The organism is Streptomyces sp. NPDC018947, from assembly GCF_044390505.1.
Lineage (GTDB): Bacteria > Actinomycetota > Actinomycetes > Streptomycetales > Streptomycetaceae > Streptomyces.
The window spans coordinates 299,999-324,520 of record NZ_JBIRZD010000009.1 but is presented as its reverse complement, the minus strand read 5'-3'; the positions used below and the strand labels follow the sequence as shown (position 1 = coordinate 324,520).

Annotated in this window: 23 protein-coding genes and 1 rRNA gene; 9 read left to right on the top strand and 15 right to left on the bottom strand. The window is 71.3% G+C overall.

Annotation, left to right across the window (positions count from 1 at the left end; genetic code table 11):
- A 5S ribosomal RNA gene (rrf, locus tag ACH499_RS19710) occupies positions 1-93 on the top strand; the annotation flags it as partial.
- A gap of 62 nt (positions 94-155) precedes the next feature.
- Here the strand turns inward: rrf and ACH499_RS19705 are convergent.
- The gene (locus tag ACH499_RS19705) at positions 156-830 is read right to left on the bottom strand and encodes a response regulator transcription factor (protein WP_356206640.1); all 675 of its coding nucleotides are present in this window, start codon (positions 828-830) and stop codon (positions 156-158) included.
- On the bottom strand, positions 827-2,074 hold the full coding sequence (locus ACH499_RS19700; protein ID WP_399017185.1) for a sensor histidine kinase: 1,248 nt from the start codon (positions 2,072-2,074) through the stop codon (positions 827-829). The genes ACH499_RS19705 and ACH499_RS19700 overlap by 4 nt, the downstream gene beginning before the upstream one ends.
- A 95-nt stretch (positions 2,075-2,169) precedes the next feature.
- On the opposite strand from ACH499_RS19700, the gene ACH499_RS19695 reads away from it, so the two are divergent.
- On the top strand, positions 2,170-2,730 hold the full coding sequence (locus tag ACH499_RS19695; RefSeq protein WP_356206646.1) for a GNAT family N-acetyltransferase: 561 nt from the start codon (positions 2,170-2,172) through the stop codon (positions 2,728-2,730).
- Positions 2,731-2,746: 16 nt separating this feature from the next.
- Here the strand turns inward: ACH499_RS19695 and ACH499_RS19690 are convergent, their stop codons facing one another.
- The 6 genes from ACH499_RS19690 to ACH499_RS19665 all read right to left on the bottom strand — a co-directional run bounded on the left by ACH499_RS19690 (position 2,747) and on the right by ACH499_RS19665 (position 10,002).
- Positions 2,747-4,315 (bottom strand): TraM recognition domain-containing protein, encoded by a 1,569-nt coding sequence (locus ACH499_RS19690; protein WP_356206648.1) that lies wholly within the window; start codon positions 4,313-4,315, stop codon positions 2,747-2,749.
- A 23-nt stretch (positions 4,316-4,338) separates the two neighbouring features.
- The gene (locus tag ACH499_RS19685; RefSeq protein WP_356206651.1) at positions 4,339-5,751 is read right to left on the bottom strand and encodes an ATP-binding protein; all 1,413 of its coding nucleotides are present in this window, start codon (positions 5,749-5,751) and stop codon (positions 4,339-4,341) included.
- Between the two features lie 12 nt (positions 5,752-5,763).
- Entirely contained in the window at positions 5,764-7,323 is a 1,560-nt protein-coding gene (locus ACH499_RS19680) for an SCO6880 family protein (protein WP_356206653.1), read from the bottom strand.
- Complete coding sequence (locus ACH499_RS19675; protein WP_356206656.1) at positions 7,320-8,663, bottom strand: hypothetical protein; 1,344 nt, start codon at positions 8,661-8,663, stop codon at positions 7,320-7,322. Before ACH499_RS19675 ends, ACH499_RS19680 begins: the two co-directional genes overlap by 4 nt.
- Complete coding sequence (locus ACH499_RS19670) at positions 8,653-9,489, bottom strand: hypothetical protein (protein WP_399017182.1); 837 nt, start codon at positions 9,487-9,489, stop codon at positions 8,653-8,655. The genes ACH499_RS19675 and ACH499_RS19670 overlap by 11 nt, the downstream gene beginning before the upstream one ends.
- A 204-nt stretch (positions 9,490-9,693) precedes the next feature.
- On the bottom strand, positions 9,694-10,002 hold the full coding sequence (locus ACH499_RS19665) for a hypothetical protein (protein ID WP_019526682.1): 309 nt from the start codon (positions 10,000-10,002) through the stop codon (positions 9,694-9,696).
- A 385-nt stretch (positions 10,003-10,387) separates the two neighbouring features.
- Here ACH499_RS19665 and ACH499_RS19660 point away from each other — a divergent pair, with 385 nt between their 5' ends.
- The 5 genes from ACH499_RS19660 to ACH499_RS19640 all read left to right on the top strand — a co-directional run bounded on the left by ACH499_RS19660 (position 10,388) and on the right by ACH499_RS19640 (position 15,702).
- Entirely contained in the window at positions 10,388-12,136 is a 1,749-nt protein-coding gene (locus ACH499_RS19660) for a serine/threonine-protein kinase (protein ID WP_399017179.1), read from the top strand.
- A 65-nt stretch (positions 12,137-12,201) separates the two neighbouring features.
- Positions 12,202-13,203 carry a bifunctional lytic transglycosylase/C40 family peptidase gene (locus ACH499_RS19655; RefSeq protein ID WP_356206664.1) on the top strand — a complete coding sequence of 334 codons (1,002 nt, stop codon included), beginning with the start codon at positions 12,202-12,204 and terminating at the stop codon, positions 13,201-13,203.
- A 212-nt stretch (positions 13,204-13,415) separates the two neighbouring features.
- On the top strand, positions 13,416-14,120 hold the full coding sequence (locus tag ACH499_RS19650; RefSeq protein ID WP_356206666.1) for a phosphatase PAP2 family protein: 705 nt from the start codon (positions 13,416-13,418) through the stop codon (positions 14,118-14,120).
- 443 nt (positions 14,121-14,563) lie between these two features.
- Positions 14,564-15,454, top strand: coding sequence for a hypothetical protein (locus ACH499_RS19645; RefSeq protein ID WP_399017204.1), 891 nt, complete (start codon positions 14,564-14,566; stop codon positions 15,452-15,454).
- Between the two features lie 68 nt (positions 15,455-15,522).
- The gene (locus ACH499_RS19640; RefSeq protein WP_356206670.1) at positions 15,523-15,702 is read left to right on the top strand and encodes a hypothetical protein; all 180 of its coding nucleotides are present in this window, start codon (positions 15,523-15,525) and stop codon (positions 15,700-15,702) included.
- Positions 15,703-15,732: 30 nt separating this feature from the next.
- Here ACH499_RS19640 and ACH499_RS19635 read toward each other — a convergent pair whose 3' ends face one another.
- Positions 15,733-16,128, bottom strand: a complete 396-nt coding sequence (locus tag ACH499_RS19635; protein ID WP_356206672.1) for a metal-sensitive transcriptional regulator — start codon at positions 16,126-16,128, stop codon at positions 15,733-15,735.
- A 227-nt stretch (positions 16,129-16,355) separates the two neighbouring features.
- Between ACH499_RS19635 and ACH499_RS19630 the strand changes: the two genes are divergently transcribed.
- Both ACH499_RS19630 and pitH read left to right on the top strand, forming a co-directional pair.
- Entirely contained in the window at positions 16,356-16,976 is a 621-nt protein-coding gene (locus tag ACH499_RS19630) for a DUF47 domain-containing protein (RefSeq protein WP_189220869.1), read from the top strand.
- A gap of 7 nt (positions 16,977-16,983) precedes the next feature.
- Positions 16,984-17,982 carry a low-affinity phosphate transporter PitH gene (gene pitH, locus ACH499_RS19625; RefSeq protein WP_356206674.1) on the top strand — a complete coding sequence of 333 codons (999 nt, stop codon included), beginning with the start codon at positions 16,984-16,986 and terminating at the stop codon, positions 17,980-17,982.
- A gap of 294 nt (positions 17,983-18,276) precedes the next feature.
- Here pitH and pstB read toward each other — a convergent pair whose 3' ends face one another.
- The 6 genes from pstB to ACH499_RS19595 form a co-directional block, all read right to left on the bottom strand.
- The gene (pstB, locus tag ACH499_RS19620; RefSeq protein WP_356206677.1) at positions 18,277-19,053 is read right to left on the bottom strand and encodes a phosphate ABC transporter ATP-binding protein PstB; all 777 of its coding nucleotides are present in this window, start codon (positions 19,051-19,053) and stop codon (positions 18,277-18,279) included.
- A gap of 49 nt (positions 19,054-19,102) precedes the next feature.
- Positions 19,103-20,167: a phosphate ABC transporter permease PstA gene (pstA, locus tag ACH499_RS19615; RefSeq protein ID WP_399017175.1), complete on the bottom strand. Its 1,065-nt coding sequence runs from the start codon at positions 20,165-20,167 to the stop codon at positions 19,103-19,105.
- On the bottom strand, positions 20,164-21,177 hold the full coding sequence (pstC, locus tag ACH499_RS19610) for a phosphate ABC transporter permease subunit PstC (protein WP_356206682.1): 1,014 nt from the start codon (positions 21,175-21,177) through the stop codon (positions 20,164-20,166). Before pstC ends, pstA begins: the two co-directional genes overlap by 4 nt.
- Before the next feature lie 130 nt (positions 21,178-21,307).
- Positions 21,308-22,438 carry a phosphate ABC transporter substrate-binding protein PstS gene (gene pstS, locus ACH499_RS19605; RefSeq protein WP_365596523.1) on the bottom strand — a complete coding sequence of 377 codons (1,131 nt, stop codon included), beginning with the start codon at positions 22,436-22,438 and terminating at the stop codon, positions 21,308-21,310.
- A gap of 268 nt (positions 22,439-22,706) precedes the next feature.
- Positions 22,707-23,192 (bottom strand): NUDIX hydrolase, encoded by a 486-nt coding sequence (locus tag ACH499_RS19600; protein WP_399017172.1) that lies wholly within the window; start codon positions 23,190-23,192, stop codon positions 22,707-22,709.
- Positions 23,193-23,224: 32 nt separating this feature from the next.
- Positions 23,225-24,385, bottom strand: a complete 1,161-nt coding sequence (locus tag ACH499_RS19595) for a CHAD domain-containing protein (protein WP_399017170.1) — start codon at positions 24,383-24,385, stop codon at positions 23,225-23,227.
- Positions 24,386-24,522: the final 137 nt, after the last annotated feature.

Genomic DNA, 24,522 nt, shown 5'->3' with positions numbered 1-24,522 from the left:
ACGCCCGGTTACATTCCGAACCCGGAAGCTAAGCCTTACAGCGCCGATGGTACTGCAGGGGGGACCCTGTGGGAGAGTAGGACGCCGCCGAACAAATATTGAGGGAAAACCCCCGCATCGGAAGATGCGGGGGTTTTCTGCGTTCAGGGACATATTCAGGACGGCTTCACCAGCTTCGTGTCGTACGCGAGGATCACCGCCTGGACGCGGTCCCTGGAGCCCGTCTTGGCGAGGATGCGGCCTACGTGGGTCTTCACCGTCGACTCGGCCAGGTGGAGGCGCTCGGCTATCTCCGTGTTGGTCCAGCCCTGGCCCATCACCGTCAGGATCTCGCGTTCCCGGTCCGTGAGAGAGGCCAGCCGCGGGTCGGCGGAGGACCCGTCGGCCGTCGCTGCCCCGGCGGCCGGCAGATGGTGGACGTAGGCGTCCAGCAGACGGCGGGTCAGGCTCGGGGCCACCACCGCGTCGCCCGTGGCCACGGCGCGGATGCCGGACAGCAGCTCCTCGGGCTGGGCGTCCTTGACCAGGAAACCGGAGGCACCGGCGCGCAGACCCGCGTAGGCGTACTCGTCGAGGTCGAAGGTCGTGAGGATGAGGACACGGGTGCGGTGCCCGGCCGCGACGATGCGCCGGGTCGCCTCGATGCCGTCCAGGCCGGGCATGCGGACGTCCATGAGGACGACGTCGGGACGGAGCTCGGCCGTCATACGGGCGGCTTCCGTCCCGCCCGTCGCCTCGCCCACGACGGTCATGTCGTCCTGGCTCTCCAGGAGCATCCGGAAGCCGAAGCGCTGAAGCGGCTGGTCGTCGGCGATGAGGACGGTGGTCACTGCGGGGGTTCCTCCGGTAGGTGCAGGTGGACGCGCCAGCCCCGGTCGGGGCGTGGGCGTGGGCCGGCCTCAAGTGTGCCGCCGTACAAGGACGTTCGCTCCCGCATGCCCGGCAGACCACGGCCGTCGGAGAGGGCCGGGGCGGGGCCGCCGCGGCCGGTGTCGGTGACGGTGAGGGTGACGGCGCCCCCGGGACCGTAGGAGAGGTCGATCTCGGCGGTGGCGTCGGGGCCGGCGTGCTTCAGGGTGTTGGTGAGGGCCTCCTGGACGACGCGGTACAGGGCGAGTTGGCGGCCCGGTGCCAGATCGGCGTCGCCCCTGACGGTCGTCCGCACGGGTAGGCCGGCGCTGCGGACGCCCTCGACGAGCCGGTCCAGGTCGGCGAGGGCCGGCTGCGGCGCCAGTTCCGGCGCGTCCTTCGCCTCGTCGCGCAGGACGTCCAGCAGGCGCCGCAGTTCGCCGAGGGCCTGACGGCTGGTGGTGCCGATGGCGTCGAGGGCCTGGGCGGCGCGCTGCGGGGACTTCGCGGCGGCATAGCGGCCGCCGTCGGCCAGGCCGGTGATGACGGAGAGGTTGTGGCCGATGATGTCGTGCATCTCGCGGGCTATGCGGGCGCGTTCGGCGGCGGCCGCGAGCCGGGCCTGCTGGTCGCGTTCGATCTCCAGCCGGCGGGCGCGGTCCTCGAGGACCTCGGTGTAGTTGCGCCGCGTGCGCACCGTCACGGCGATGAGGGCCGCCACACCCATGGCCATCAGGTGGGAGCCGAGCTGCTGGTTCCACGGGCCCGCGTCGTCCCCGTGGCGGACCAGCGTGACGCACAGCGGGACCGTCATCAGCGCCGCCGCCCACCACAGGGTGCGCAGTGGCAGGCGCAGGGTGATGTGGAAGAGCAGGAGGAGCTGGAGCAGGGCCACCTGGAGGGCGGCGCCCGTCCATGCGTTGGCCACGGCGAACGGCGCCATCACGGCAAGGGCGGCGAGGGGGTGGCGGCGGCGCCGGAGAAGGGGGACGCTGAGGCCGAGGCTCAGCGCGAGGACGAGACCGTCGGGGAGGCCGGGGTCGTGGGCGACGCTGCGCCAGCCGCCGCCGGCCCAGTCGATCAGCGCGGCCGTCACCCAGAAGCCGGTGACGTGAAGGTCCCACACGAGCGGCCGGCGCCGGTCGAAGGAGCGCACGCGCCGGTTGACGCGCTGCACGTACTCGGTGAGAGGCTCTGCCGCACGTTCTTCCGTCCCGGACTCCATCCGACCATGATCGGCCCCGTGGGCGGCGCGGGCGTCCGCCTCGGGGGGCGGATATGAGATGAGCGGCGTAGTACCGGGGTACTACGGTGGCCGTCATGAGTGCCCTGGTCCCCGGTGACTACGTGATCCGGCCGATACGCGCCGAAGAGTGGCCCGCCGTGAAGGAGTTGAGGCTGCGCGCGCTGCGGGACCCGCTCGCGCACCTGGCCTATCTGGAGACCTACGACGCCGCCGTGTGCCGGTCGGACGCCTACTGGCAGGAGAGGGCGGCCGGGGCCGCCGAGGGCGCGTCCGGGGCGCGGCAGATCGTCGCGGAGGGGCCGGGCGGGCAGTGGCTCGGCACGCTGACGGTGCTGGTGGAGGAGGCCGGGACGGCGGACTGGGCCGGGTTCCCCGTGGAACGGAGGCAGGGACACGTCGTCGGCGTGTTCGTGCGGCCGGAGTGGCGGGGGAGCGGGCTGGCCAAGGCGCTGTTCGACGCCGGGCTGGAGTGGGCGTGGGGCGCCGGGGCGGAGCGCGTGCGGCTGATCGTGCACGAGGACAACGGACGCGCCCAGGGTTTCTATCGCAAGGCGGGATTCGCGCCGAGCGGTCGGACCGTGCCGACGGCGGGCAGGCCGGAGGAGAGGGAGCTGGAGTTCGTCGTCGAGCGCTGAGCCCCCCGCACCGGGGTCACACCGGCAGCTCGTCATGCGGCCAGCGGGCGCGGCCCTGTTCGCGGGAGCGGAGCAGGGCGAGGGTCGGCATACCGCTGTCCGCGCCGGTGGCCAGCAGGTCCGGGAGCTGGGGTAGCGGGGCCACGGCGGCGACGTCGTCGAGGACGAGGGTGAGTGGTGGGTCGAGCCGACCGGAGGATGACCGTTCGGCCATGCGCCGGCCGCGCTCGACCACGCTGGAGACGAGCGCCGTCAGCAGCGGCATCGCGCCCGGGCTCGTACGGGGATCCTCGATGGATTCCCCCACCACGTAAAGGGTTCCCTGTTCGTGGACGAAGGAATCCAAGGCGACGGCATCAGTTCGGTTGGGAGTGCACGCCTCCCGGATGTTGACCGTGGAAAGGGCCGCCAGCGCACGGGTGGTGAGCTGCTGCGCCATGTCCCGGCGTTCGGGGTGCGCGGTCAGCGCCGCTTCCAGTTCGCCCGCGGAGCCGGGCGCCGCCTTCGGGTTCGTACGGAGGATGCGGACCGCGTCCTGGACCTGGCCGCCCTGGGACCAGCGGTGCACGTGGCGGACGGTGCGGCCGTCGACGGCGGCGGCGTGCAGGTAGCTGCGCAGCAGCGTGACCGCGGTGTCGGCGACGGCCTGGTCGAGGCGGGCGGTGGGCCGGACCGGGGTGAGCAGCGCGGTGGCCCGGGCGACGGCCGTCTGCTTGTCCTCGCAGCCCGCGAGAGGGGACCAGTGGAGGCGGGCCGGGGTGTCGCAGAGGTGGGCGGGGTCGTAGAGGAGGACGGGCCCCAGCTTGGCGCGGGCGTCCTTGGTGTCCTGCCACAGCGCCGGGTTGGAGGTGACGACGAGGGTGGGGCCCTCGGCGTCGTTCACGGCCTGCGTCGCGGTGGTGCGGCGGCTCTCCCGCGTGCCGAGGAGGATCTTCTCCCATCCGCCGCCGTGGAGGGGGGAGGCGGGGTACGTCTGCTCGGTCGGCGTCCGGGGCTGCTGCTCGGCTGCCGGTGCGGGGTCCGGGGCGGTCCTCGGGGTCGGTACGTCGTGCCGTGGGGCGGCCGGTGCCGGGTCCGGCGGGGGCTGGGTCCGCGGGGCCTGCGCGGCCGGGGGTGGTGTCTGGGCCTGCGGGGACTGCGCGGCGGCCGGTGCCTGGGCCACGGGCGGGGCCTGGACCGCGGGCGTCGGAGGTGTCACGGCCGGGGGTGTCTGCGGGGCCCGCCGTCGCTGCCGTACCGCTTTCCAGCGGGCCAGTGTGCCCATCACGAACACCGTCAGGACGACCAGCACCATGAGCTGGCCGATGAACAGCCCCCAGAACAGCCCGTACCCGGAGAGTTCCGCCGCGGGGGCGTCCGGCCAGGCACCGGGGACGTCGTGGGGCTCGGCGATCAGGTGGCGCATGGCGAGCGGCGTGCCGGCGAAGGTGACGCCGGCGGGCCAGGAGCCGTGGGCGAACAGGGCGGCGAGACCGGTCGCCGTCCACACCAGCAGGGTCATGCCGAGGAGGAAGGCGAGTATGCCGATCAGCAGGCCGTCGGGGATTCCGCCCTGCCCGTCCCGCCGCTGCTCGTCCGGCCTCATCCGTTCCGTCCCTCCCCCTGCGCCTACGCCACCGTCGATTCGGAGGAGTCGCCGATGTGCTGCTCCATGAAGGCCGCGGCCCGCTCCTCCGCCTCCAGTTCGGCGGCGCGCAGGGCGTCGTCCGTGAGGTCGCTGGAGGACTCGGTCATCGCGCGGTCGGTGAAGACCAGGGGGCGTTCGGTCTCGGTGACCAGGTGCTTGACCACCTGGACGTTGCCGTTGACGTCCCACACCGCGATGCCGGGGGTGAGCGAGGGGATGATCTCCACCGCCCAGCGCGGCAGGCCCAGCACGCGGCCCGTCGCCCTCGCCTCGTCGGCCTTCTGGGCGTAGATCGTCCTGGTCGACGCCATCTTCAGGATCGCCGCGGCCTCCTTCGCCGCCGCCCCGTCCACGACGTCCGACAGGTGGTGCACCACCGCCACGAACGACAGGCCCAGCCGGCGCCCGAACTTCAGGAGCCGCTGGAAGAGCTGCGCCACGAACGGGCTGTTGATGATGTGCCACGCCTCCTCCACGAGGAAGATGCGCTTCTTGCGGTCGGGGCGGATCCAGGTGTGCTCCAGCCACACGCCGACGATGGCCATGAGGATGGGCATGGCGATGGAGTTGCGGTCGATGTGGGACAGGTCGAAGACGATCAGCGGCGCGTCGAGGTCGATGCCGACGGTCGTCGGGCCGTCGAACATGCCGCGCAGGTCACCGTCGACGAGCCGGTCCAGCACCAGGGCGACGTCCAGTCCCCAGGCCCGTACGTCGTCTATGTCGACGTTCATCGCCTCGGCCGACTCCGGCTCGGGGTGGCGGAGCTGCTCGACGATGTCGGTGAGGACGGGCTGGCGCTCGACGATGGTCTCGTTGACGTAGGCGTGCGCGACCTTGAGCGCGAAGCCGGAGCGCTCGTCCAGGCCGTGGCCCATGGCGACCTCGATGATCGTGCGGAGCAGGGCGAGCTGGCCCGTCGTGGTGATCGAGGGGTCGAGGGGGTTGAGCCGGATGCCGTGGTCCAGGGCGGCCATCGGGTCCAGCCGGATGGGCGTTATCCCCAGCTCCTGCGCGATCAGGTTCCACTCGCCGACGCCGTCCTCGCCCTGGGCGTCCAGGACGACGACCTGGCGGTCGCGGAAGCGGAGCTGGCGCAGCACGTACGTCTTCTCCAGCGCCGACTTGCCGTTGCCGGACTCGCCGAGGACCAGCCAGTGGGGGGCGGGGAGCTGCTGGCCGTAGAGCTGGAAGGGGTCGTAGATGTAGCCCTTGCCGGAGTAGACCTCGCGGCCGATGATCACGCCGGAGTCGCCGAGGCCGGGTGCGGCGGTGGGCAGGTAGACGGCCTGCGCCTGGCCCGTGGAGGTGCGGACCGGGAGGCGGGTCGTCTCGACCTTCCCGAACAGGAAGGACGTGAAGGCGTCGGTGAGGACGGACAGCGGGTCCCGCATCAGGCTCAGCCCCTACCTTCGGATGCCGGTGGCGAACGGAAGTGTGTTCACGAAGGCGCGGTGGTGCTCGCGGTCGCACCACTCCAGTTTCAGGTACGACTTCCCGGCCGAGGCCCTGATCGTCCGCTTGTCGCGGGCGAGCGCCTCGGGGGAGCGGGAGGAGACGGTGATGTAGCCGACCAGGTTGACGCCGGCCGCGCCGCTCGCGAGGTCCTCGCCACGCTGGTCCAGACGGCTGTGCGCGGCGATGTCGCGGGGGTCGACGGTCCGGTTCATCTTGGCGGCACGGGAGGCCTCGGCCTCGTCGTTCGTCTTCTCGGTGAGCATCCGTTCGATGGCCACCTCGGTGGGTTCGAGGTCCATCGTCACGGCGACCGTGCGGATGACGTCCGGGGTGTGCACGAGCAGCGGTGCGAGGAAGTTCACGCCGACCGGGGTCATCGGCCACTCCTTGACCCACGCGGTGGCGTGGCACCAGGGCGCGCGGGTGGAGGACTCGCGGGTCTTGGCCTGGAGGTAGGTGGGCTCCATGGCGTCGAGCTCGGCCGGCCAGGCGTTGCGCTTGGTCATCGCCTGGATGTGGTCGATCGGGTGGTCCGGGTCGTACATGGAGTGGATCAGCGAGGCGAGCCGGCCCTGGCCGAGGGGCTGCCGGACGCGGATGTCGGCCTCCTGGAGGCGTGAGCAGATGTCGGTCAGCTCGCGTGCCATGACGATCGCGAGGCCCGCGTCCCGGTCGACCTTGCGCCCGTTCTGGGGACGGGCCGCGCGGGCCATCGTGTGGGCCTCGGCGGCCAGTTCGCGGGTGTAGTGCATGCAGGCGATGAGGTAGGCGCGGTGCTGCTCGCTGCTGGTGGACACCATCGACTGCAACTGGTCGTACGACTGCCGCAGCCACGGCAGCGCCTTGTCGTCGCCGCGCAGGGCGACGTCCTTGGCGTGCGCGTCGGGGTCGGCCGGGAGGGTGCGGGCGAGCATCTGGATGCGGGTGACGAAGCCGTCGCCGTTGGCCACGTGCTTGAGCAGGGTGCCGAAGCGGTCGACGAGGGCTTCCTGGTCCTCGGAGTCGCGCAGGCCGACGCCGGGCCCCTCGATCTCGATGGCTGCCGTCACGGTCTTGCGGTCGGCGTGCAGCAGTACGGCGATCTCGTCCGGTCCGAAGGGTGCGGCCAGCCAGGTGATGCGGCCGATGCCGGGCGGCGGGCCGATCTCGACCTCGCGGCCGTCGAGCCGGGTGCCGGCCTCGACGGCGCCGGACCGGTAGGTGGTGCCGCTGCGGAGGGTCCGCTTGTAGCTGCGGTTGATCTCGAACCACTTGTAGAACGTGCGGTGCTTGTACGGCACGTAGACGGCCGCCAGGGCGAGCATCGGGAAGCCCATGAGCAGCACGATGCGCAGGGTCAGGACGGGGACGAGGAGTCCGCACATCATGCCGAGGAACGCGCCCGCGATGATCAGCGCGATCTCGCCGGTCTCGCGGTTGCGTCCGACGATCGCGTTCGGCCGGGCGCGGCCGATGAGATACGTCCGGCGGGGCGTGACCGGATGGGACACGTGGGACTCGGTCGTCAACGCCCGTCACCTCCTGAGCTGTTGTTGCTGCTGTTGCGGGTGCTGCTGGCATGGGGGGTGTTCACCGGGCTGCCTGAGCGCGGTGCGGGTGCGGCGGAGGGGACGCTTCCGCCGCTGTTCGAGGGGCGCGAGCTGTGCGCGGCGACGCCGCCGGAGGCGGGGTTGGAGGGCCGCGGTCCGGAGGACGAGCCGGACCGGCCGCCGCTGTCGCCGTTGTTGCGGGTGCTGTGGGTTCTGATGCCTTGCGCGACGAGGTTGGCCGGGGAGCTGATGACGGCCGCGGCCTTGCCCTCGGCGCCCTGCATGATGCGGTTGTTGCGGGAGCCGGCGATCTCGTCGCCGAAGCCGGGGACGAAGCGGTAGATCATCGCGGAGGCGAAGATCGCGAGCAGGATGATCGCCAGGCCGGAGACCACGGCGGAGAAGGCGTCGGGCCCGTCGTCGGCGGACAGGGCCCCGGCGAGGCCCAGCACGATGACGATGACCGGCTTGACCAGGATGACGGCGATCATGATGCCCGCCCAGCGGCGGACGTGGCCCCACAGGTTCTTGTCGACCAGTCCGGCGTAGACGACGGTGCCGAGCAGGGCGCCGACGTAGAGCAGGGCGGCGCGGATGACCAGCTCCAGCCAGAGGACGCCGGCGGCGAGGATCGAGACCAGTGAGACGACGATCAGCATGATCGGGCCGCCGCCGATGTCCTCGCCCTTCTTGAGGGCGCCGGAGAAGGTGCCGAAGAAGGTGTCGGTCTGGTCGCCGGTGGCCTTGGCGAGGACGTCGGTGACGCCGTCGGTGGCGGAGACGACCGTGTAGAGGATCAGGGGCGTGAAGGCCGAGGCGAGGACGGTGAGCCAGAGGAAGCCGATGGCCTCGGAGAGCGCGGTGGACAGGGGCACGCCGCGCACGGCCCGCTTGGCCACCGCCAGCAGCCACAGGAGCAGCGTGAGGATCGTCGACGCGGCGAAGACCACGGCGTACTGCTGGAGGAACTTCGGGTTCGTGAAGTCGACGTTCGCGGTGTCCTGGACGGCAGCGCTGAGCTTGTCGATGGTCCAGGAGGCGGCGTCGGCGCAGCCCTTGGCGAGGGAGGAGAGCGGGTCGAGGGTGGAGGTGAGGCGGGGGGCGTCCCCGCCGGTACCTCCGGTGGAGCCGCCGCCGGATCCGCCGCGTTCGCAGTAGTCCTTGGCGGGGCCGTGGATCAGGTCGCAGGGATCGCTGCTGTCCGTGGGCGTAGGCGTGGGTGTGGGCGCGGCAAAGGCGCGGGTGGTGAAGAGGATCGCTGCCGCCTGTACGGCCGCGGTGGCACCGGTCAGTTTGAGTACGCGGCGGTTAGCGGGCATATGTGAACCCTCCGTACTCCTGGACGGCCTTCGCCATCTCGTCGGCGTTGGATGCCTTGTCGTCGCCAGGAATCGGCGCAGGACCGTCCTTCTGGGAGTGCGTCACGATCTTCCAGTCACCATCGGTCCAATGCAGCTTGATGGTGATGGTGAACCAACTGCTCGTGACCGGGGCCGTGGAGTCCTGTCCCGCGAGCCCGAGGAGGCCGCTGCACCAGACCTCGACGGTTGCGCTGTCAGCCGTCTTCTCCGTGATTTTCGTGCCGATCGGGCTGGTACGGGACACGAAGGTGTAGCCCTTGGGTGTCGAGCCGTCCTCGTTCAGGCCGACGTTCTTGTTGAAGGCCGGGCTGTATGCCTTGTCCAAGGAGGCTTCGAAGTCTGCCACTCTCGCAGGGACGATGATGGCCCGCAGGATGGTGTCGCGCTTGGCCTTGTCGAACATGTCGGCCGAGCCGAGGGCGACGGAGTAGTTCGCCGCCGCGCTCTGGGCGCCCTGTTCGTCGTGGGCGTAGCCCGAGGGGATGCCGGAGGACTCGGTGTCCACCGGCTGTGTGCCGGACGGTGCCGTCGCCGAGGTCTTCGGCTTGTCGCCGGACGCCTTGCCGGAACCTGCGGAATCGTCTCCTCCACGGTTCGCGAAGGCGATCGCGGCGATGAGGAGGACGACTACGCCCACCACGGTGACCAGGCTCCGCGAGGACGAGCGGCCGCTGCGCCGGGTGCCCCCGTACGCGTCACCGCCGCCGCCCTCGGGCAGCCGCGTCCGTGTCTGACCCGTGCCGCCGTAACCGCCGGAGGACTGGTGGTCGTCTCCGAGACTCATGCCGCGTACGCCCCCTCGACGTCGTGCGGGAACACCTCGTACCCCATGCCGTAGAAGTATGACGGTAGCGGTGCCGGCTCCCGTTCGGGCGCGGTGTGGTGACTGGACATCAGGGAAACGCAACCTCAGCCGGTGGGCACGACGGGCGGGTGGGATGGAGGGGGACCGGGCGCGCCCGGCGGGCCGATGGACTGCGGGGCCCGCCTACACGGCCATGCCGTACACGATGGTGAAGAGCGTGCCGAGCGAGCCGATGATGAACACGCCCGTCAGCCCCGCGATGATGAGGCCCTTGCCCTGTTCGGCGCTGAAGGTGTCCCGGAGGGCCGTGGCGCCGATGCGCTGCTTGGCGGCGCCCCAGATGGCGATGCCGAGGCACAGCAGGATGGCGACGGCCATCACCACCTCGATCATCACCTTCGCCTCGTTGCCCAGGCTGCCGAAGGGGCCCCAGTCCGGAGCGATCCCCCCGATGATGGTGTTGATGTCTCCCTCGTCGGCCGCAAAGAGCATGTAAGTCACCGCCCCTGTTGGGTAGTTCCGCGCCCCCTGCGTTGGTGCAGAGGTCAGGCCTCATTGTCGCCGACAACGGCGCCGTCGTATGTCGACTTGGCGTCATTGATTGGCGGGTTTCGTACGAACAGCTTGCCACCGCCTCACATCTGACGCTCGCACAGGCGTGGAGCGGTGCGGAAAACACCGTATCGTCACTCTGTGTATCACGGCAGGTCACAGCGGGCAACGAAGGCCGACCGAAACCTGTCGCACGGTTGGCTCGTTAGGCCCTGATCTGCGCTCAGGAGAACCTGAGGGAAAGTCATATGGAGCTGCCGGACATGGCCTTGATTGGCGCACGAGCCCATGCGGTCCGGCTGGTCCGTGTGGCAAGGTCGGTCGCGTGGAGGCACTCAGGGCTCAGGATCCGGCGCGGATAGGCGCCTACACGTTGCTCGCCAGGCTCGGGGCCGGCGGCATGGGGCAGGTCTATCTCGGGCGCTCGCCCGGCGGTCGGCTGGTCGCGCTCAAGGTGATCCGGGACGAGATCGTGGACCGGCCGGACGCGCTGGCACGGTTCCGGCGCGAGGTCGAGACCGTCCGCGCGGTGCGCAGCGCGTACACGGCCAACCTGATCGACGCGTCGCTGGACGAGGCGCCGCACTGGCTGGCGACGGAGTACGTGGCGGGGCCGACGCTGAGCCGAGGCGTGGAGGAGCGGGGGCCGCTGCCCGCGGAGACGTGCCGCGGGGTGCTCGCCGCACTGGCCGAAGGGCTCGCCGCCGTGCACGCCCAGGGCGTGACGCACCGGGACCTCAAGCCGCAGAACGTGATCCTCGCCGGGCAGGGGCCCCAGCTCATCGACTTCGGCATCGCCCGGGGTGCCGGTCAGGCCGCCCTCACGGACACGGGATACGCGCCCGGTACGGCGGGGTTCACCGCGCCCGAGGTGCTGGTGCGCAACGACACCGGCCCGGCCGCGGACGTCTTCGCCCTGGGGGCGACCCTGGCGTACGCCGCGACCGGCCGCCCGCCGTTCGGCACGGGTGATCCGGCCGGTGTGCACTACCGCGCCGTGCACGAGCCCGCCGACCTGGACGGCGTCGAGCCGGAGCTGGCGGACCTCATCGAGCGGTGCATGGCCAAGGACCCGGCCGAGCGGCCCACGCTGGCGGAGGTCATCGAGCGCTGCGGCGTCCGGTCGGCGCTGGTCGAGGACGCCCACTACGCGGGCCTGCAGAGCCTGGCCGAGGCGGTGCCGCGCGGGCCCGTGGGCGGCCCCGGCGGAGCCACGCCGCCGGCCCCGGCGGGGTCCCCGGGGTCCCCGGGGCTCCACGACATGCCGACCGGTGCGCCGCACCCCGCGGCTCACCCGGGCTACACGCCGACCCAGGTGGTCGCGGGGACGGCGGTCCGGCGCCGGAAGAAGCCCTGGCTGATCGCGGTGGCCGCCGGACTTATCCTCGGCGTGGGAGCGGCCACGGCGATGCTGGCGCTGCCCGACGGCAAGGAGGACGGCGGCGCCAAGGGAGGCGGGGACACCACCGCGTCCGCCGGTCCCGGCGGGTCGGCGCGGGCCACCACCTCGTCGGAGCCGTCGCAGGCGGGCGAGGCGCCCACGGCAGACGCGCCCGCCTACGTGGAGACCGACAGGCTGATCCGTGACATGTGGTTCAGCGACACCCGGCAGTGCAACCTGCCGGCCGAGGAACGCAACGAGTACCTCCAGTACTCCGTCGTGCCCGTGGACGGCGGTGAATCGTACGGGTCGGGCCCGCTGAAGATCACCGTGCGCCTGAAGTACGCGGATCCGAAGCCGGGCGAGTCGTACTTCGTGTCGGTGGCGGTGAAGCCGCCCTACTTCGTCGACCCGGAGACCGGCGAGCCCCTGCACAACGCGGCGGCGGGCAACATGTCCCTCGGGTTCACGAGCCGCCCCATCGACATGTACGAGGTCTACCGGACCCCGGACAGCAACGGCACCACGACGCTGACGTACCCGGACGACTTCGTGGACTACGTGCAGGGGGAGAAGTACCAGGACGCGTTCCCCACCGCCACGGCGCCGGGGGACTGGACCGTGCTGTTCCTCCACGTCAAGGAACCGAGCGAATTCGCGTCCATCACCTGTGACGGCTTCCTGGTGGAGTAGGCGGATGGGCCCGACATGGCTGGAAGCAGCCGTTGGACGGCCCTCTCGTGGGGGAGAGTTGGGGCATGCGCAAAGTCTGGCTCGTCGCCGGCGCCGCGGTCGCCGCGGCGCTGAGCTTCGTCATGCTGCTGGTCGTGGGCGTCTACATCGTCGCCGGGAACCTGGCGGGCGGTGTGGGGTCGGGCGGCAAGACCCTGGCCAAGGGCACGGTGCCGGCCGCGTACCAGCAACTCATCCAGACGTGGGGCAACCTGTGTCCCGCCATCAACCCGGCGCTCCTGGCCGCGCAGATCTACCAGGAGAGCAAGTGGCGGACGGACGCGCTCAGTCACGCCGACGCCCGTGGCATCGCCCAGTTCATCCCGGGCACGTGGGCGGCCTACGGCATCGACGGGGACGGCGACGGCGACCGGGACGTGTGGGACCCCCAGGACGCGATCCCTTCGGCGGCGTCCTACGACTGCGCCCTCGCCAAATACGTGAAGGACGTGCCCGGTGACGTCACGAACAACATGCTGGCCGCCTACAACTCCGGGCCGTACCGGGTGATCGACGCCGGTGGCATCCCGGCGCTGACCGAGACGCGGAACTACGTGCGCAACATCCGTGCCCTGGAGAAGAGTTTCGCCGCGCCCGTGACGCGGGTCGATCCCTCCGAGCAGGCCGCCGGGGCCATCGCCTACGCGCAGAAGAAGTTGGGGACGCCCTATCTGTGGGGCGGGAACGGTACGGCCGATCAGGGCGGCCGGTTCGACTGCTCCGGGCTGACCAAGGCCGCGTACGACAGTGTCGGGATCGAACTGCCCCGGGTCGCCAACGACCAGTACAACGCGGGGCCGCACCCCTCGCGGGACGAGTTGCTGCCGGGTGACCTGGTGTTCTTCTCCGACGACCTCACCAACTCGCGGGCCATCCGGCACGTGGGGATCTACGTCGGCGGCGGGTACATGATCGACGCGCCGCGGACGGGGGCCGTCATCCGCTTCGACCCGATCGACACGCCCGATTACTTCGGGGCGACCCGGGTGACCGAGGATGGCGCGAAAGCGCTGCCCACGACGGTGTGAACCGAGCGTGAACCCCTCCCCTGAGCTGCGACGACGTGTCTCTCTTCGATAACGTCTGCGTGATCATTCGGTGGAGTGTGGAACGGACCGATGGGGGCCGTGCGTTCCTGTTGTCGTGTAGGTGTGCGGACCGGCGGATCTACAACCACGGGGGTGGCAGGGCAGGCGTGCGCAGGGCGCGCCGGAGGACATGACGAAGGGGCCGCTGCAACATGGCTGGACTCGCCGAATCCGGGTCGAACCCCGACGTCGAGCTGCTGTACGACATCAACGGCCTGGCCAAGGACGCGCCGCACTGGTTCGACCGGGTCATGGAGTTCGTGGGTGAGTACGGGCTGCTGTTCGCGATCGCGCTGCTGGTGCTGTGGTGCTGGTGGGGCGTGCGCCGGCGGGGCGGTGAGGACGCCGCGTCGTCCGTGGCCGCGCTGGTGTGGGCGCCGCTCGCGGCCGGGGTCGCGGTGCTGGTCAACGTGCCGATACGGGGGTTCGTCGAGAGACCCCGGCCGTTCAACGACCATGAGGGGCTCGAGGTCCTCGTCGCCGGCAAGGACGACTTCTCGTTCGTGAGCGATCACGCCACGCTGTGCATGGCGCTGGCGGTCGCGCTGTTCGTGGCCAACCGGAAGTTCGGGATCGGCGCGATCGTGCTGGCGGTGTTCGGCGGGTTCATCCGGGTCTACATGGGTGTGCACTATCCGACGGACGTCATCGGCGGGTTCGCGCTGGGGACGGCTGTCGCGCTGCTGCTGTCGCCGGTGGCCATGGCGCTGCTGACGCCGGTGGTGCGGGCGGTGGAGCGGTCGCCCCGTGCGGGGTGGCTGGTCAGTGCGCGGGGCCGGGGCGCGGCGGGGCGTTCCGTGATTCCGGGGGCCCGGCGGGAGAGCGCCGGCTCCGAGGAGCGGGATCTCGCGGCGTAGCCCTCCGGGGGGCGCGTGTCCCCGGCGTTCAGGTGGCCGGGAGCGGGGCGCTGCCCGGCGTTGGCGGGTGCCTCCCCCACTCTCGGCCTCGCTCAACGGGGGGAGGCACGATTGCCCGCGGCTCTGCGGCTCTGCGGCTCTGCGGCTCTGCGGCTCTGCGGCTCCGCGGTCGCGCGGCGCCGCGGTTATCCCGGGGCGTGGGTCTGGGCGTCTGTTCTGGCCTGGCTTCTGGCTCTTCGGGCCGGGCCGCGCCAGCCGCAGGTGCAGCGGGCCAGACAGAAGGAGCCCTGTTCCACCGTCGTGGTGCGGTGCTCCGGGGCGTCCCCGGGAGCTTCACACGCGTCCTGCTGAGCCACGCCACCACGTTACCGGGGTCGCCCACCCGTCGTTAACCGGGGCGGCAGGGGGTCCGGGACGGGCCGTGGCGGCTGGGGTAGGTGGCGATGGTCGGGCGGGAGAGGGAGCGGCAGCGCGCGAAGGCACGGACGGTATCCGTCGTCGTCGGCGTCGTGGTCTGCGGGGGCCTGGCCGGAACCGGGTGCTCCGGTGAGGACGCGTCGGTTCAGGAGGCCCGCGCCGGCGATCCGGTCCGCGAGCTGGAGCAGGCCGCCGACCGCCTGGTGGCCGCGGGCAGTTCCAAGGCCCGCACCGCCGTGGAGATGGCCAGCGGCGGGACCCGGGTCACCATCCGCGGCGAGGGCGTGTACGACTTCCGCGAACGGCTCGGCAGGCTGAAGGTGAGGCTCCCTCAGGACCCGGCCGGCACCAGCGAGCACCGGCCGATCACCGAACTGCTCGCACCGGGTGCCCTGTTCATGAAGAACCGGGGCGCCGGCGTGCCCGACGACAAGTGGGTGAGGGTGGCGACCGCCTCCCTGTCCGACGGCAATCTGGTGACCGGCGGGGCGACGGACCCGTTCGCCGCCGCCGAGGTGCTGCGGGGGACGCGGACGGCGACGTACGTGGGCCGCACCGAGGTCGCCGGCACGGCGGTGCGGCACTACCGGGGAACCGCCGATCTCGCCCGCGCCGCGCGGGACGCCTCCGACGGCAACAAGGAGGCGCTGGCCGCGGCGGCCGAGGGGTTCGCCACGGCCGAGGTGCCCTTCGACGCCTACCTCGACGACGCGGGCCGCATCCGCAAGCTCCGGCACCACTTCAGCTTCGTCAACGGGCGGGACGCGGGCACGGTGGCGGTCTCCTCCACGACGCTGCTCTACGACTTCGGCGCCGCCGTCCGCGTACGGCTGCCCGAGGACGAGGACATCTACGCCGGGAAGATCGCCCAGGAGCCGGGCGAGGCGCGGGGCGCGGGGGCGGGCGGTAAGGACTAGCCCTTCCGTGCCATGCGCGGTGCGTGGGCCGCTCCCTACTCTAGGAAGTCGGTGACGGCAGGGACGAGGTGACGCGCGTGGCTCCGCTCGGCGGTACGGCAGTTCAGGACCACGTGGCGCTGGCCGAGATAGAGCTGTGCGGTGAGCTGATCATCGCCGCCTCGGCGGCCCGGGAGCGGCTCAGCCTGGAGAGCATCGACGAGGTGCTGAGAGTGGCCGAGGAGCGCGGGGCCGGCGCCGGGCAGTGAGCCGCGGCACCGGCCGGCCGGAACATCGGATCAGGTGCGCAGCAGGCGCCCGATCGCCTTCGTGGCCTCCTCCACCTTCGCGTCGATCTCGGAGCCGCCCTTGACGGCCGCGTCCGCGACGCAGTGGCGCAGGTGCTCCTCGAGGAGTTGCAGGGCGAAGGACTGCAGGGCCTTCGTGGAGGCGGAGACCTGGGTGAGTATGTCGATGCAGTAGACGTCCTCGTCGACCATCCGCTGGAGACCGCGGATCTGGCCCTCGATGCGGCGCAGCCGCTTGAGGTGCTCGTCCTTCTGCTTGTGGTACCCGTGCACACCGCGGTCGTGGTCCGTCAGGTGGGCGCCGGCGTGCTCCGTCACCACGTCCGTCCCGTCCGTCTCGACCGTGTCCACGGAGGGCGCGCCTGCGCCGGCCTCGGTGGTCGTCATCGCGTCCTCCTGTTGGGCAAATAGCGGACATATACCCCTAGTGGGTATATTGTAACCAATTCCGTGGGGAAAAGTCCCCTGGTCACAGCGCGGAGCGCCGAGTCCGGGTCGCCCCCCTGCTCATCACTGTGCCTCATGGGCGACACTGGGGGACGGCCCGTTAGCCGTGGCCGGATGATGCACCTAGCATCAGCCTGACCGAAACCGATGCACCCCGAGGACCCCACGTGCGCTTTCGTCTGACCCCCAGGGAGACGAGCTTCTACGACATGTTCGCCGCGTCCGCGGACAACATTGTCACGGGCTCCAAGCTCCTGATGGAACTGCTCGGGGCGGACTCTTCCGCCCGGGCCGAGATCGCAGAGCGTATGCGGGCCGCCGAACACGCGGGTGACGACGCGACGCACGCGATCTTCCACCAACTGAACTCCTCGTTCATCACGCCGTTCGACCGCGAGGACATCTACTCCCTGGCCTCGTCCCTCGACGACATCATGGACTTCATGGAGGAGGCCGTCGACCTGGTCGTCCTCTACAACGTCGAGGAACTGCCCAAGGGCGTCGAGCAGCAGATCGAGGTTCTGGCGCGGGCCGCCGAGCTGACCGCCGAGGCCATGCCGAACCTGCGGACCATGGACAACCTCACCGAGTACTGGATCGAGGTCAACCGGCTGGAGAACCAGGCCGACCAGATCCACCGCAAGCTGCTGGCCCACCTCTTCAACGGCAAGTACGACGCCATCGAGGTGCTCAAGCTGAAGCAGATCGTGGACGTCCTGGAAGAGGCGGCCGACGCGTTCGAGCACGTGGCGAACACGGTGGAGACCATCGCCGTCAAGGAGTCCTGACCCCTCCATGGACACCTTCGCTCTGATCGTGACCATCGGGGTTGCGCTCTTCTTCACGTACACCAACGGTTTCCACGACTCGGCGAACGCGATCGCGACGTCCGTGTCGACGCGGGCGCTGACGCCTCGGGCGGCCCTCGCCATGGCGGCCGTGATGAACCTCGCCGGCGCGTTTCTCGGGTCCGGGGTCGCCAAGACCGTCAGCGAGGGGCTGATCGAGACACCCGAGGGGTCGAAGGGGATGGGCATCCTCTTCGCGGCGCTGATCGGCGCCATCGTGTGGAACCTCATCACCTGGTACTTCGGCCTGCCCTCGTCGTCCTCGCACGCGTTGTTCGGCGGCATGGTCGGCGCGGCTCTGGCGGGCAGCACGACCGTGTACTGGCACGGGGTCGTCGACAAGATCGTCATCCCGATGTTCGTGTCGCCGGTGATCGGTCTGGTCGTCGGCTATCTCGTCATGACGGCGATCATGTGGATGTTCCGGCGGGCCAACCCGCACAAGGCGAAGCGGGGCTTCCGCATCGCGCAGACGGTGTCCGCGGCGGGGATGGCCCTCGGTCACGGCCTCCAGGACGCGCAGAAGACCATGGGCATCGTGGTGATGGCGCTGGTCATCGCCGACGTCGAGGACTACGGCGACCCGATCCCGGTGTGGGTGAAGATCGCCTGTGCGCTGATGCTGTCGGCGGGCACGTACGCGGGTGGCTGGCGGATCATGCGGACGCTGGGGCGGAAGATCATCGAGCTGGATCCGCCGCAGGGGTTCGCCGCGGAGACGACGGGGGCCTCGATCATGTTCGGGTCGGCGTTCCTGTTCCACGCGCCGATCTCCACGACGCACGTGATCACTTCGGCGATCATGGGTGTGGGGGCCACGAAGAGGGTGAACGCGGTGCGGTGGGGCGTCGCGAAGAACATCATCCTGGGGTGGTTCATCACGATGCCCGCGGCCGCGTTGGTGGCCGCGTGTTCGTTCTGGGTCGTGAATCTGGCGTTCCTCTAGCGAGGGGCCGGGCCGGGGGCTCGGTGTCCGCCGGGCGCCCGGCGCGTACGGCCGCGCGGGGTCGGGTGCGCCGGCCCGGCGCCGGCGTCGTGCCTCCCCCACTCCCGGCTTCGCTCGAGCGGGGCCCCACCGCCCACCCGTGCCGCCCTGGGGGCACCTCCCAGGCCGTTCAGGCACGGGGGGAGGCACGATGGCCGGGACGGCAGTGATGCGGAAGGGCCCGCCCCCGGGAGGGGGCGGGCCCTTTGTGCGCCTCGCGGTGGCACCGCCATGCAGCACCGCGAGGGGATCGGGTCAGCCGAAGCGGCCGGAGATGTAGTCCTCCGTCGCCTGGACCGACGGGTTGGAGAAGATCCGCTCCGTCTCGTCGATCTCGATCAGCTTGCCGGGCTGGCCGACCGCGGCCAGGTTGAAGAAGGCCGTGCGGTCGGAGACGCGCGCCGCCTGCTGCATGTTGTGCGTCACGATGACGATCGTGAAGCGCTCCTTCAGCTCGCCGATCAGGTCCTCGATGGCGAGGGTGGAGATCGGGTCGAGGGCGGAGCAGGGCTCGTCCATCAGCAGGACGTTCGGCTCGACCGCGATCGCGCGGGCGATGCACAGGCGCTGCTGCTGACCGCCGGACAGGCCGGAGCCCGGCTTGTTCAGGCGGTCCTTCACCTCGTTCCAGAGGTTGGCGCCCCGCAGGGACTTCTCGACGATGCCGTCCAGCTCGGACTTCTTGTACTTGCCGTTCAGGCGCAGGCCCGCGGCCACGTTGTCGTAGACCGACATGGTCGGGAACGGGTTCGGGCGCTGGAAGACCATGCCGACCTCGCGCCGCACGGCCACCGGGTCGATGCCGGCGCCGTAGAGGTTCTCGTCGTCCAGCATGACCTTGCCGTCGACCCGGCCGCCCGGGGTGACCTCGTGCATGCGGTTGAGCGTGCGCAGGAACGTGGACTTGCCGCAGCCGGACGGGCCGATGAAGGCCGTCACGGAGCGGGGCTCGACGGTCATCGAGATGTCCTCGATGGCCAGGAAGGAACCGTAGTAGGCGTTGAGGCCGCTGACGTCGATGCGCTTGGCCATGTGAATCACTGCTTCTTTCGGGTCGCTGACTGTGCTCGCTGTGGCCGCGTCAGCGACCGGTCTTCGGGGCCTTCCAGCGGGCGATGCCGCGGGCCACCAGGTTGAGGATCATGATGAACGCGATGAGCGTCAGGGCCGCCGCCCAGGCACGGTCGTACGCCGCGCCCGAGCCGCCGCTGTTGGCGTACTGGAGGTAGATGTACATCGGCAGCGACGCCTGCGGGTCCTGGAACGGGTTGGCGTTGATGAAGTTCGTGACCCAGACCAGCAGCAGGACGGGGGCCGTCTCACCGGTGATGCGGGCGATCGCCAGCATCACGCCCGTGGTGATGCCGCCGATCGACGTCGGCAGGACGACCTTCAGGATGGTCCGCCACTTCGGCACGCCCAGCGCCAGGGACGCCTCGCGCAGCTCGTTCGGGACGAGCTTGAGCATCTCCTCGGTGGAGCGGACGACCACCGGGATCATCAGGATGCACAGGGCCATCGAGCCGGCGAAGCCGGAGGGGCCCATGCCCAGCATCAGCACCCAGATGCTGAGGACGAACAGGCCGGCGACGATCGACGGGATGCCCGTCATGACGTCGACGAAGAAGGTGACGGCCTTGGCGAGCTTGCCGCGCCCGTACTCCACCAGGTAGATCGCGGTCAGCACACCGACCGGCACGGAGATGAGGGTGGCGAGGCCGACCTGCTGGAGGGTGCCGAGGATGGCGTGGTAGATGCCGCCGCCCGGCTCGGTGTCGGCGACCACGCCCATCGAGTGGGTGAGGAAGTAGACGTCGAGGACCTTCACGCCGCGCTTGACCGTCTCCCAGATCAGGGAGACGAGCGGGATCACCGCCACGATGAACGCGACCCACACCAGGCTGGTCGCCACGCGGTCCTTGGCCTGCCTGCGGCCCTCGACCCGTGCCGAGATGCCGTACGTGCCGGCGACGAAGAGGACCGCGGCGATCAGGGCCCACTGGATGCTGCTGTGCAGCCCGGCGGCGGCGCTGATGCCGAGGCCCGCGGCGACCGAGCCGGCCGCGACCGCCCAGGGGAACCACGTGGGCAGCGTGGCGCCGCGCAGCGAGCCGCGGCGGTCCGGGGTGAGAGTTGCGTGGCTCATGCGTTGGCCCCCGAGTACTCCTTGCGGCGGGCGATGATCAGGCGGGCCGCGCCGTTGACCAGCAGCGTGATGACGAACAGGACGAGACCGGAGGCGATCAGGGCGTCCCGGCCCATCTCGGTGGCCTCGTTGAACTTGCTCGCGATGTTCTGGGCGAAGGTGCCGCCGCCGGTGTCGAGCAGGCTGAGATTGATGTCGAAGCTGGAGGAGAGCACCATGGCCACGGCCATCGTCTCGCCGAGCGCGCGCCCGAGGCCGAGCATCGAGGCGGAGATGACGCCGGAGCGGCCGAAGGGCAGCACCGACATGCGGATGACCTCCCAGCGCGTGGCGCCGAGGGCCAGGGCCGCTTCCTCGTGCATCCGCGGAACCTGTCGGAAGACCTCGCGGCTCACGTTGGTGATGATCGGCAGGATCATGATGGCGAGCAGGATGCCGACGGTGAACAGCGAGCGCGGGGCGCCGCCGTTCCACTCGAAGATCCCGGTCCAGCCGAGGTAGTCGTCCAGCCAGCCGTAGAGGCCCTCGAGGTGCGGCACGAGGACGAGGGCGCCCCACAGGCCGTAGACGATGGAGGGCACGGCGGCGAGCAGGTCGATCACGTACGCGATGGTGCCGCCCAGCTTGCGCGGGGCGTAGTGCGTGATGAACAGGGCGATGCCGACCGCGATCGGGACCGCGATGGCCATGGCGATGACCGACGAGACGACGGTGCCGAAGGCCAGGACCGCGATGCCGAACTCGGACGGGACGCCGCTCGGGTTCCACTCGAAGGTGGTGAAGAAGTTCGCCTCGTCCTTGCTGATGGCGAGGGAGGCGCGGTAGGTGAGGAAGGCCGCGATGGCGGCCATGATGACCAGCACCAGGATGCCGGAGCCGCGGGAGAGCCCGACGAAGATCCGGTCGCCGAGGCGGGTGGCGCCGCGTGCGGGGCGCCCGGAGCCGTCGGCGGGGGGCTGGTGGGGTGCGGGGGCTGCTGCTGGCTTGTGTGGGTCAGTGGTTGTGTCCATCGGGTTCTCCGGTCTGCGGAGCCGCCGTACGGGGCGGCTCGGTCGGAGCCGCTCCTGTTCCGGGGGCTCCTGGCGGCGGTGCACCGGACGGTGCGGCCCGGCCCTGTGCGGGGACCGGGCCGCACTCGGGTCAGCTCAGGCCCGAGATGGTCTCGCGGACCTTGGTGATGATCTCCGTGGGCATCGGGGCGTAGCCGGCGTCCTTCAGCAGGCCCTGGCCGTCCTCCGACGCGATGTAGTTCAGGAACGACTTGGTGGCGGGCAGGGTCTCGGCCTTGTTGCCCTTGTCGCAGACGATCTCGTAGGTGACGAGGACGATCGGGTAGGCGCCGTCGGCCGACGGCGTGTAGTCCAGCTCCAGGGCGAGGTCCTTGCCGGTGCCGACGACCTTGGCGGCGCCGATGGCCGCGGTGGCGTTCTCGACGGTGGCCTTGACCGGCTCGGCGGCCTCGGTCTTGATGTCGACGGTCTTGACGCCGTCCTTCGCGTACGACAGCTCGAAGTACGAGATGGCGCCGGAGGTCTGCTTCACCTGCTGGGCGAGGCCGGAGGAGCCCTGCGCGGACTGGCCGCCCTTGGCCTCCCAGGACTTGCCCGGCTCGTACTTCCAGTCCTTCGGCGCGGCGGCCTTCAGGTACTTGGTGAAGTTGTCCGTGGTGCCGGACTCGTCGGAGCGGTGGAACGCCTGGATCTTCAGGTCCGGGAGCTTCGCCTCGGGGTTCAGCTTGGCGATCGCCGGGTCGTTCCAGTTGGTGATCTGGCTGTCGAAGATCTTGGCGAGCGTGGAGGCGTCCAGGACCAGCGTGTCGACGCCGGGGACGTTGAAGCCGACGGCGATCGGGCCGCCGACCATCGGCAGGTCGATGCCCTGGCCGTCCTTGCAGACCTTCTTCGACGCCTCGATCTCGTCGGGCTTCAGCGCGGAGTCCGAACCGGCGAACGCGGTCTGGCCCTGCGTGAACGCGGTGATGCCCGCGCCGGAGCCGGTGGGGTTGTAGTTGATCTGCACGCCGTTGCAGGCCGCGACGTACTGCTTGACCCAGGCGTCGATCGCGTTCTTCTGCGCCGAGGAGCCGGAGGCCTGGAGCTGGCCCTTGGCGTCGTCACACTTGATGTTGCTGTTGGAGGTGGCGGCGCTGGAGCCCCCGCCGTTGCTCGTGCCACCGGTGTCGTCGGAGCCGCACGCCGTGAGGGCCAGGGCGCCGGAGACGGCGAGAGCACCGAGAGCAAGGGCCCGCCGGTTCACGCGCTGAAGCTTCACTTGAGGGAGTTCCTTCCGGGAGCCGCCGTCCTGAATCCGGCGGCGTGCGAGGGGGTGACGCGGGTGCGCGGTCGGGATGCGCCCCCGTATCGGGTAAGGCCGAAATTAGGCAGATCAGGTGAAGCCGCCGAAGGGCGTGAATGAACGCGCGGTGAACCCCTGTGGTCGGTGCGGTGAGGTCACGGAACGCTTACGTCGAGGACACGGAGAGGTTCCGGCGCGGGGAGAGGCCGGGGGCCGGGGCGCTGGGTTCTGCCGCCGGGTCCGGTCAGGCGGTCGGGCCGGTCACGCCGAGCGCCGACAGGAGGGCGTCGACGAGGGGGCGGTCGTGGGGCCGGGTGAGCCGGGCCCGCGCCTCGGCGGGCGGCAGCCACACGATGCGGTCGACCTCGGTGGACGGCGTGAACGCGCCCGTGCCGGCGCGGGCCGCCCAGTAGCGGACCTCCTTGGGACGGCCGTTCACCGTGTAGCGCACGGTGGGCAGCTCGGCCTCCGGTACGGCGGCGTACCCCGTCTCCTCGGCGACCTCGCGCAGGGCACCGGCGAGCGGGGCCTCGCCGGGCACGAGCTTGCCCTTCGGGTGCGACCAGTCGTCGTACTTCGGCCGGTGGACCAGGCACACCTCCAGGCCGGCGCCCGGCCCGGTGGTGCCGCCCCGGAGCGGTGCGCTGCGCCACAGCACGCACCCGGCCGCGCGGACGGGGGACAGCTCCTGGTCCTGCGCGGGCTCGGGAGGATCCGTGGGGGAACGCACCGTCGGTCACCGCCTCGTCGGGGGCCGGGCGGTCACCGGGGGGCGGCGACCGCGTCCTTCTGCCAGCTGTGCCGGAACGCGTACCTCGCGGCCTCCACCTCATGCCGCTGATCGGCGTGGAGTACACCGAGGGCGTACGCCGTCGCCGGCGCGATCCGGGGCGTGCGCGCCGCCTGCGCCGCCGCGGCGGCCGCCTCGGAGGCGTCGCGGTGGCGGTCGAGCGCCTGCCCGGCGGCGCGCAGCCGGGCCTCCGCGGCGGGAGCGGGCCCGGCCGCGGCGTCTTCGGCGATGACCTCGCGGGCGTAGCGGTGCAGGCGCAGCAGCAGGCGCACCTGGTGCCACGGCGCGTCCTGCGGGTGCGGGGCGGGGTCCGGGGACAGGCCGTGGACCAGGGCCTCCGCGTTGTACGGGTGCCCCGCGGTGACCAGCGGCAGGGCGGCCACGGCATCGGCGAGGCGTTCCTCCGCCGCCGCGGCGAGGGGACGCAGGTCGGCGTCGGCCGCGGTGGGCCGCAGCGGGACGTCGCTGGCCAGTAAGGCGACCTTGTCGGCGACCGCGTGGAAACGGCTGCTGCCGAGCGCCTGGAGCGCGGTGGAGTGCGCCCTCGTACGCGCCAGCGTGAGCTGCCGGTCGAGCAGGGCGCCCGCCTTCGCCGCGCCCACGGTGAGGGTGCCGCCGTCCGGGGGCGCGGGGGCCGGGGAGGACGCGGGGCGCGCGGATCTCGGGGAGAGCGTGGGGGGTGCGGAGGCAGTGGACGGGGCCGGGGAGGGGGCCGGGAGGGTCAGGGGGGCGACGGCCGCGGCCGCCTGCCGGCGGGGCGGGAGCGGCGGCGGGCCGGACAGGCGGTGCAGGGCCTGGAGCAGGCGTTCCAGGCGGGCCGCGTAGGCGTGCTCCATCGCCAGCGTGCCGGACAGCCAGGCCAGTTCGGGGCGCATGGACTCCGCCCAGTCGGCGTCCAGCAGCGGCTGGTACGTGTGCAGGGTGCCGCTGAGGCGGCGCGCCGCCCGGCGCAGGGCGCGGGGCGCGTCCACGGGGCCCGCGTCGGTGTCGGTCCCGTTCGCGGCACCCGCGCCCGCGCCGCCCGACTCGCGGTGCAGGCGCAGGGCGCGGAGGAACTCCGTTGCCTGGGCGCGGAGGTAGGAGGCCAGGGCTTCCGCGGGGATCGGGGTCGAGGGGCCGGTTGTGGCCTTCACCGGGGGGCTGGTGGGTGCCGGAGGGTGGTCCGTGCGGTCAGTGCGGTCCGTGCGGTCCGGGCGGGCTGATCGGCCTGTGCGGTCTGAGTGGCCTGTGCGGGTGGTTGTGGTGGGGCGGTCCGTGGGGTCCGCGGGGC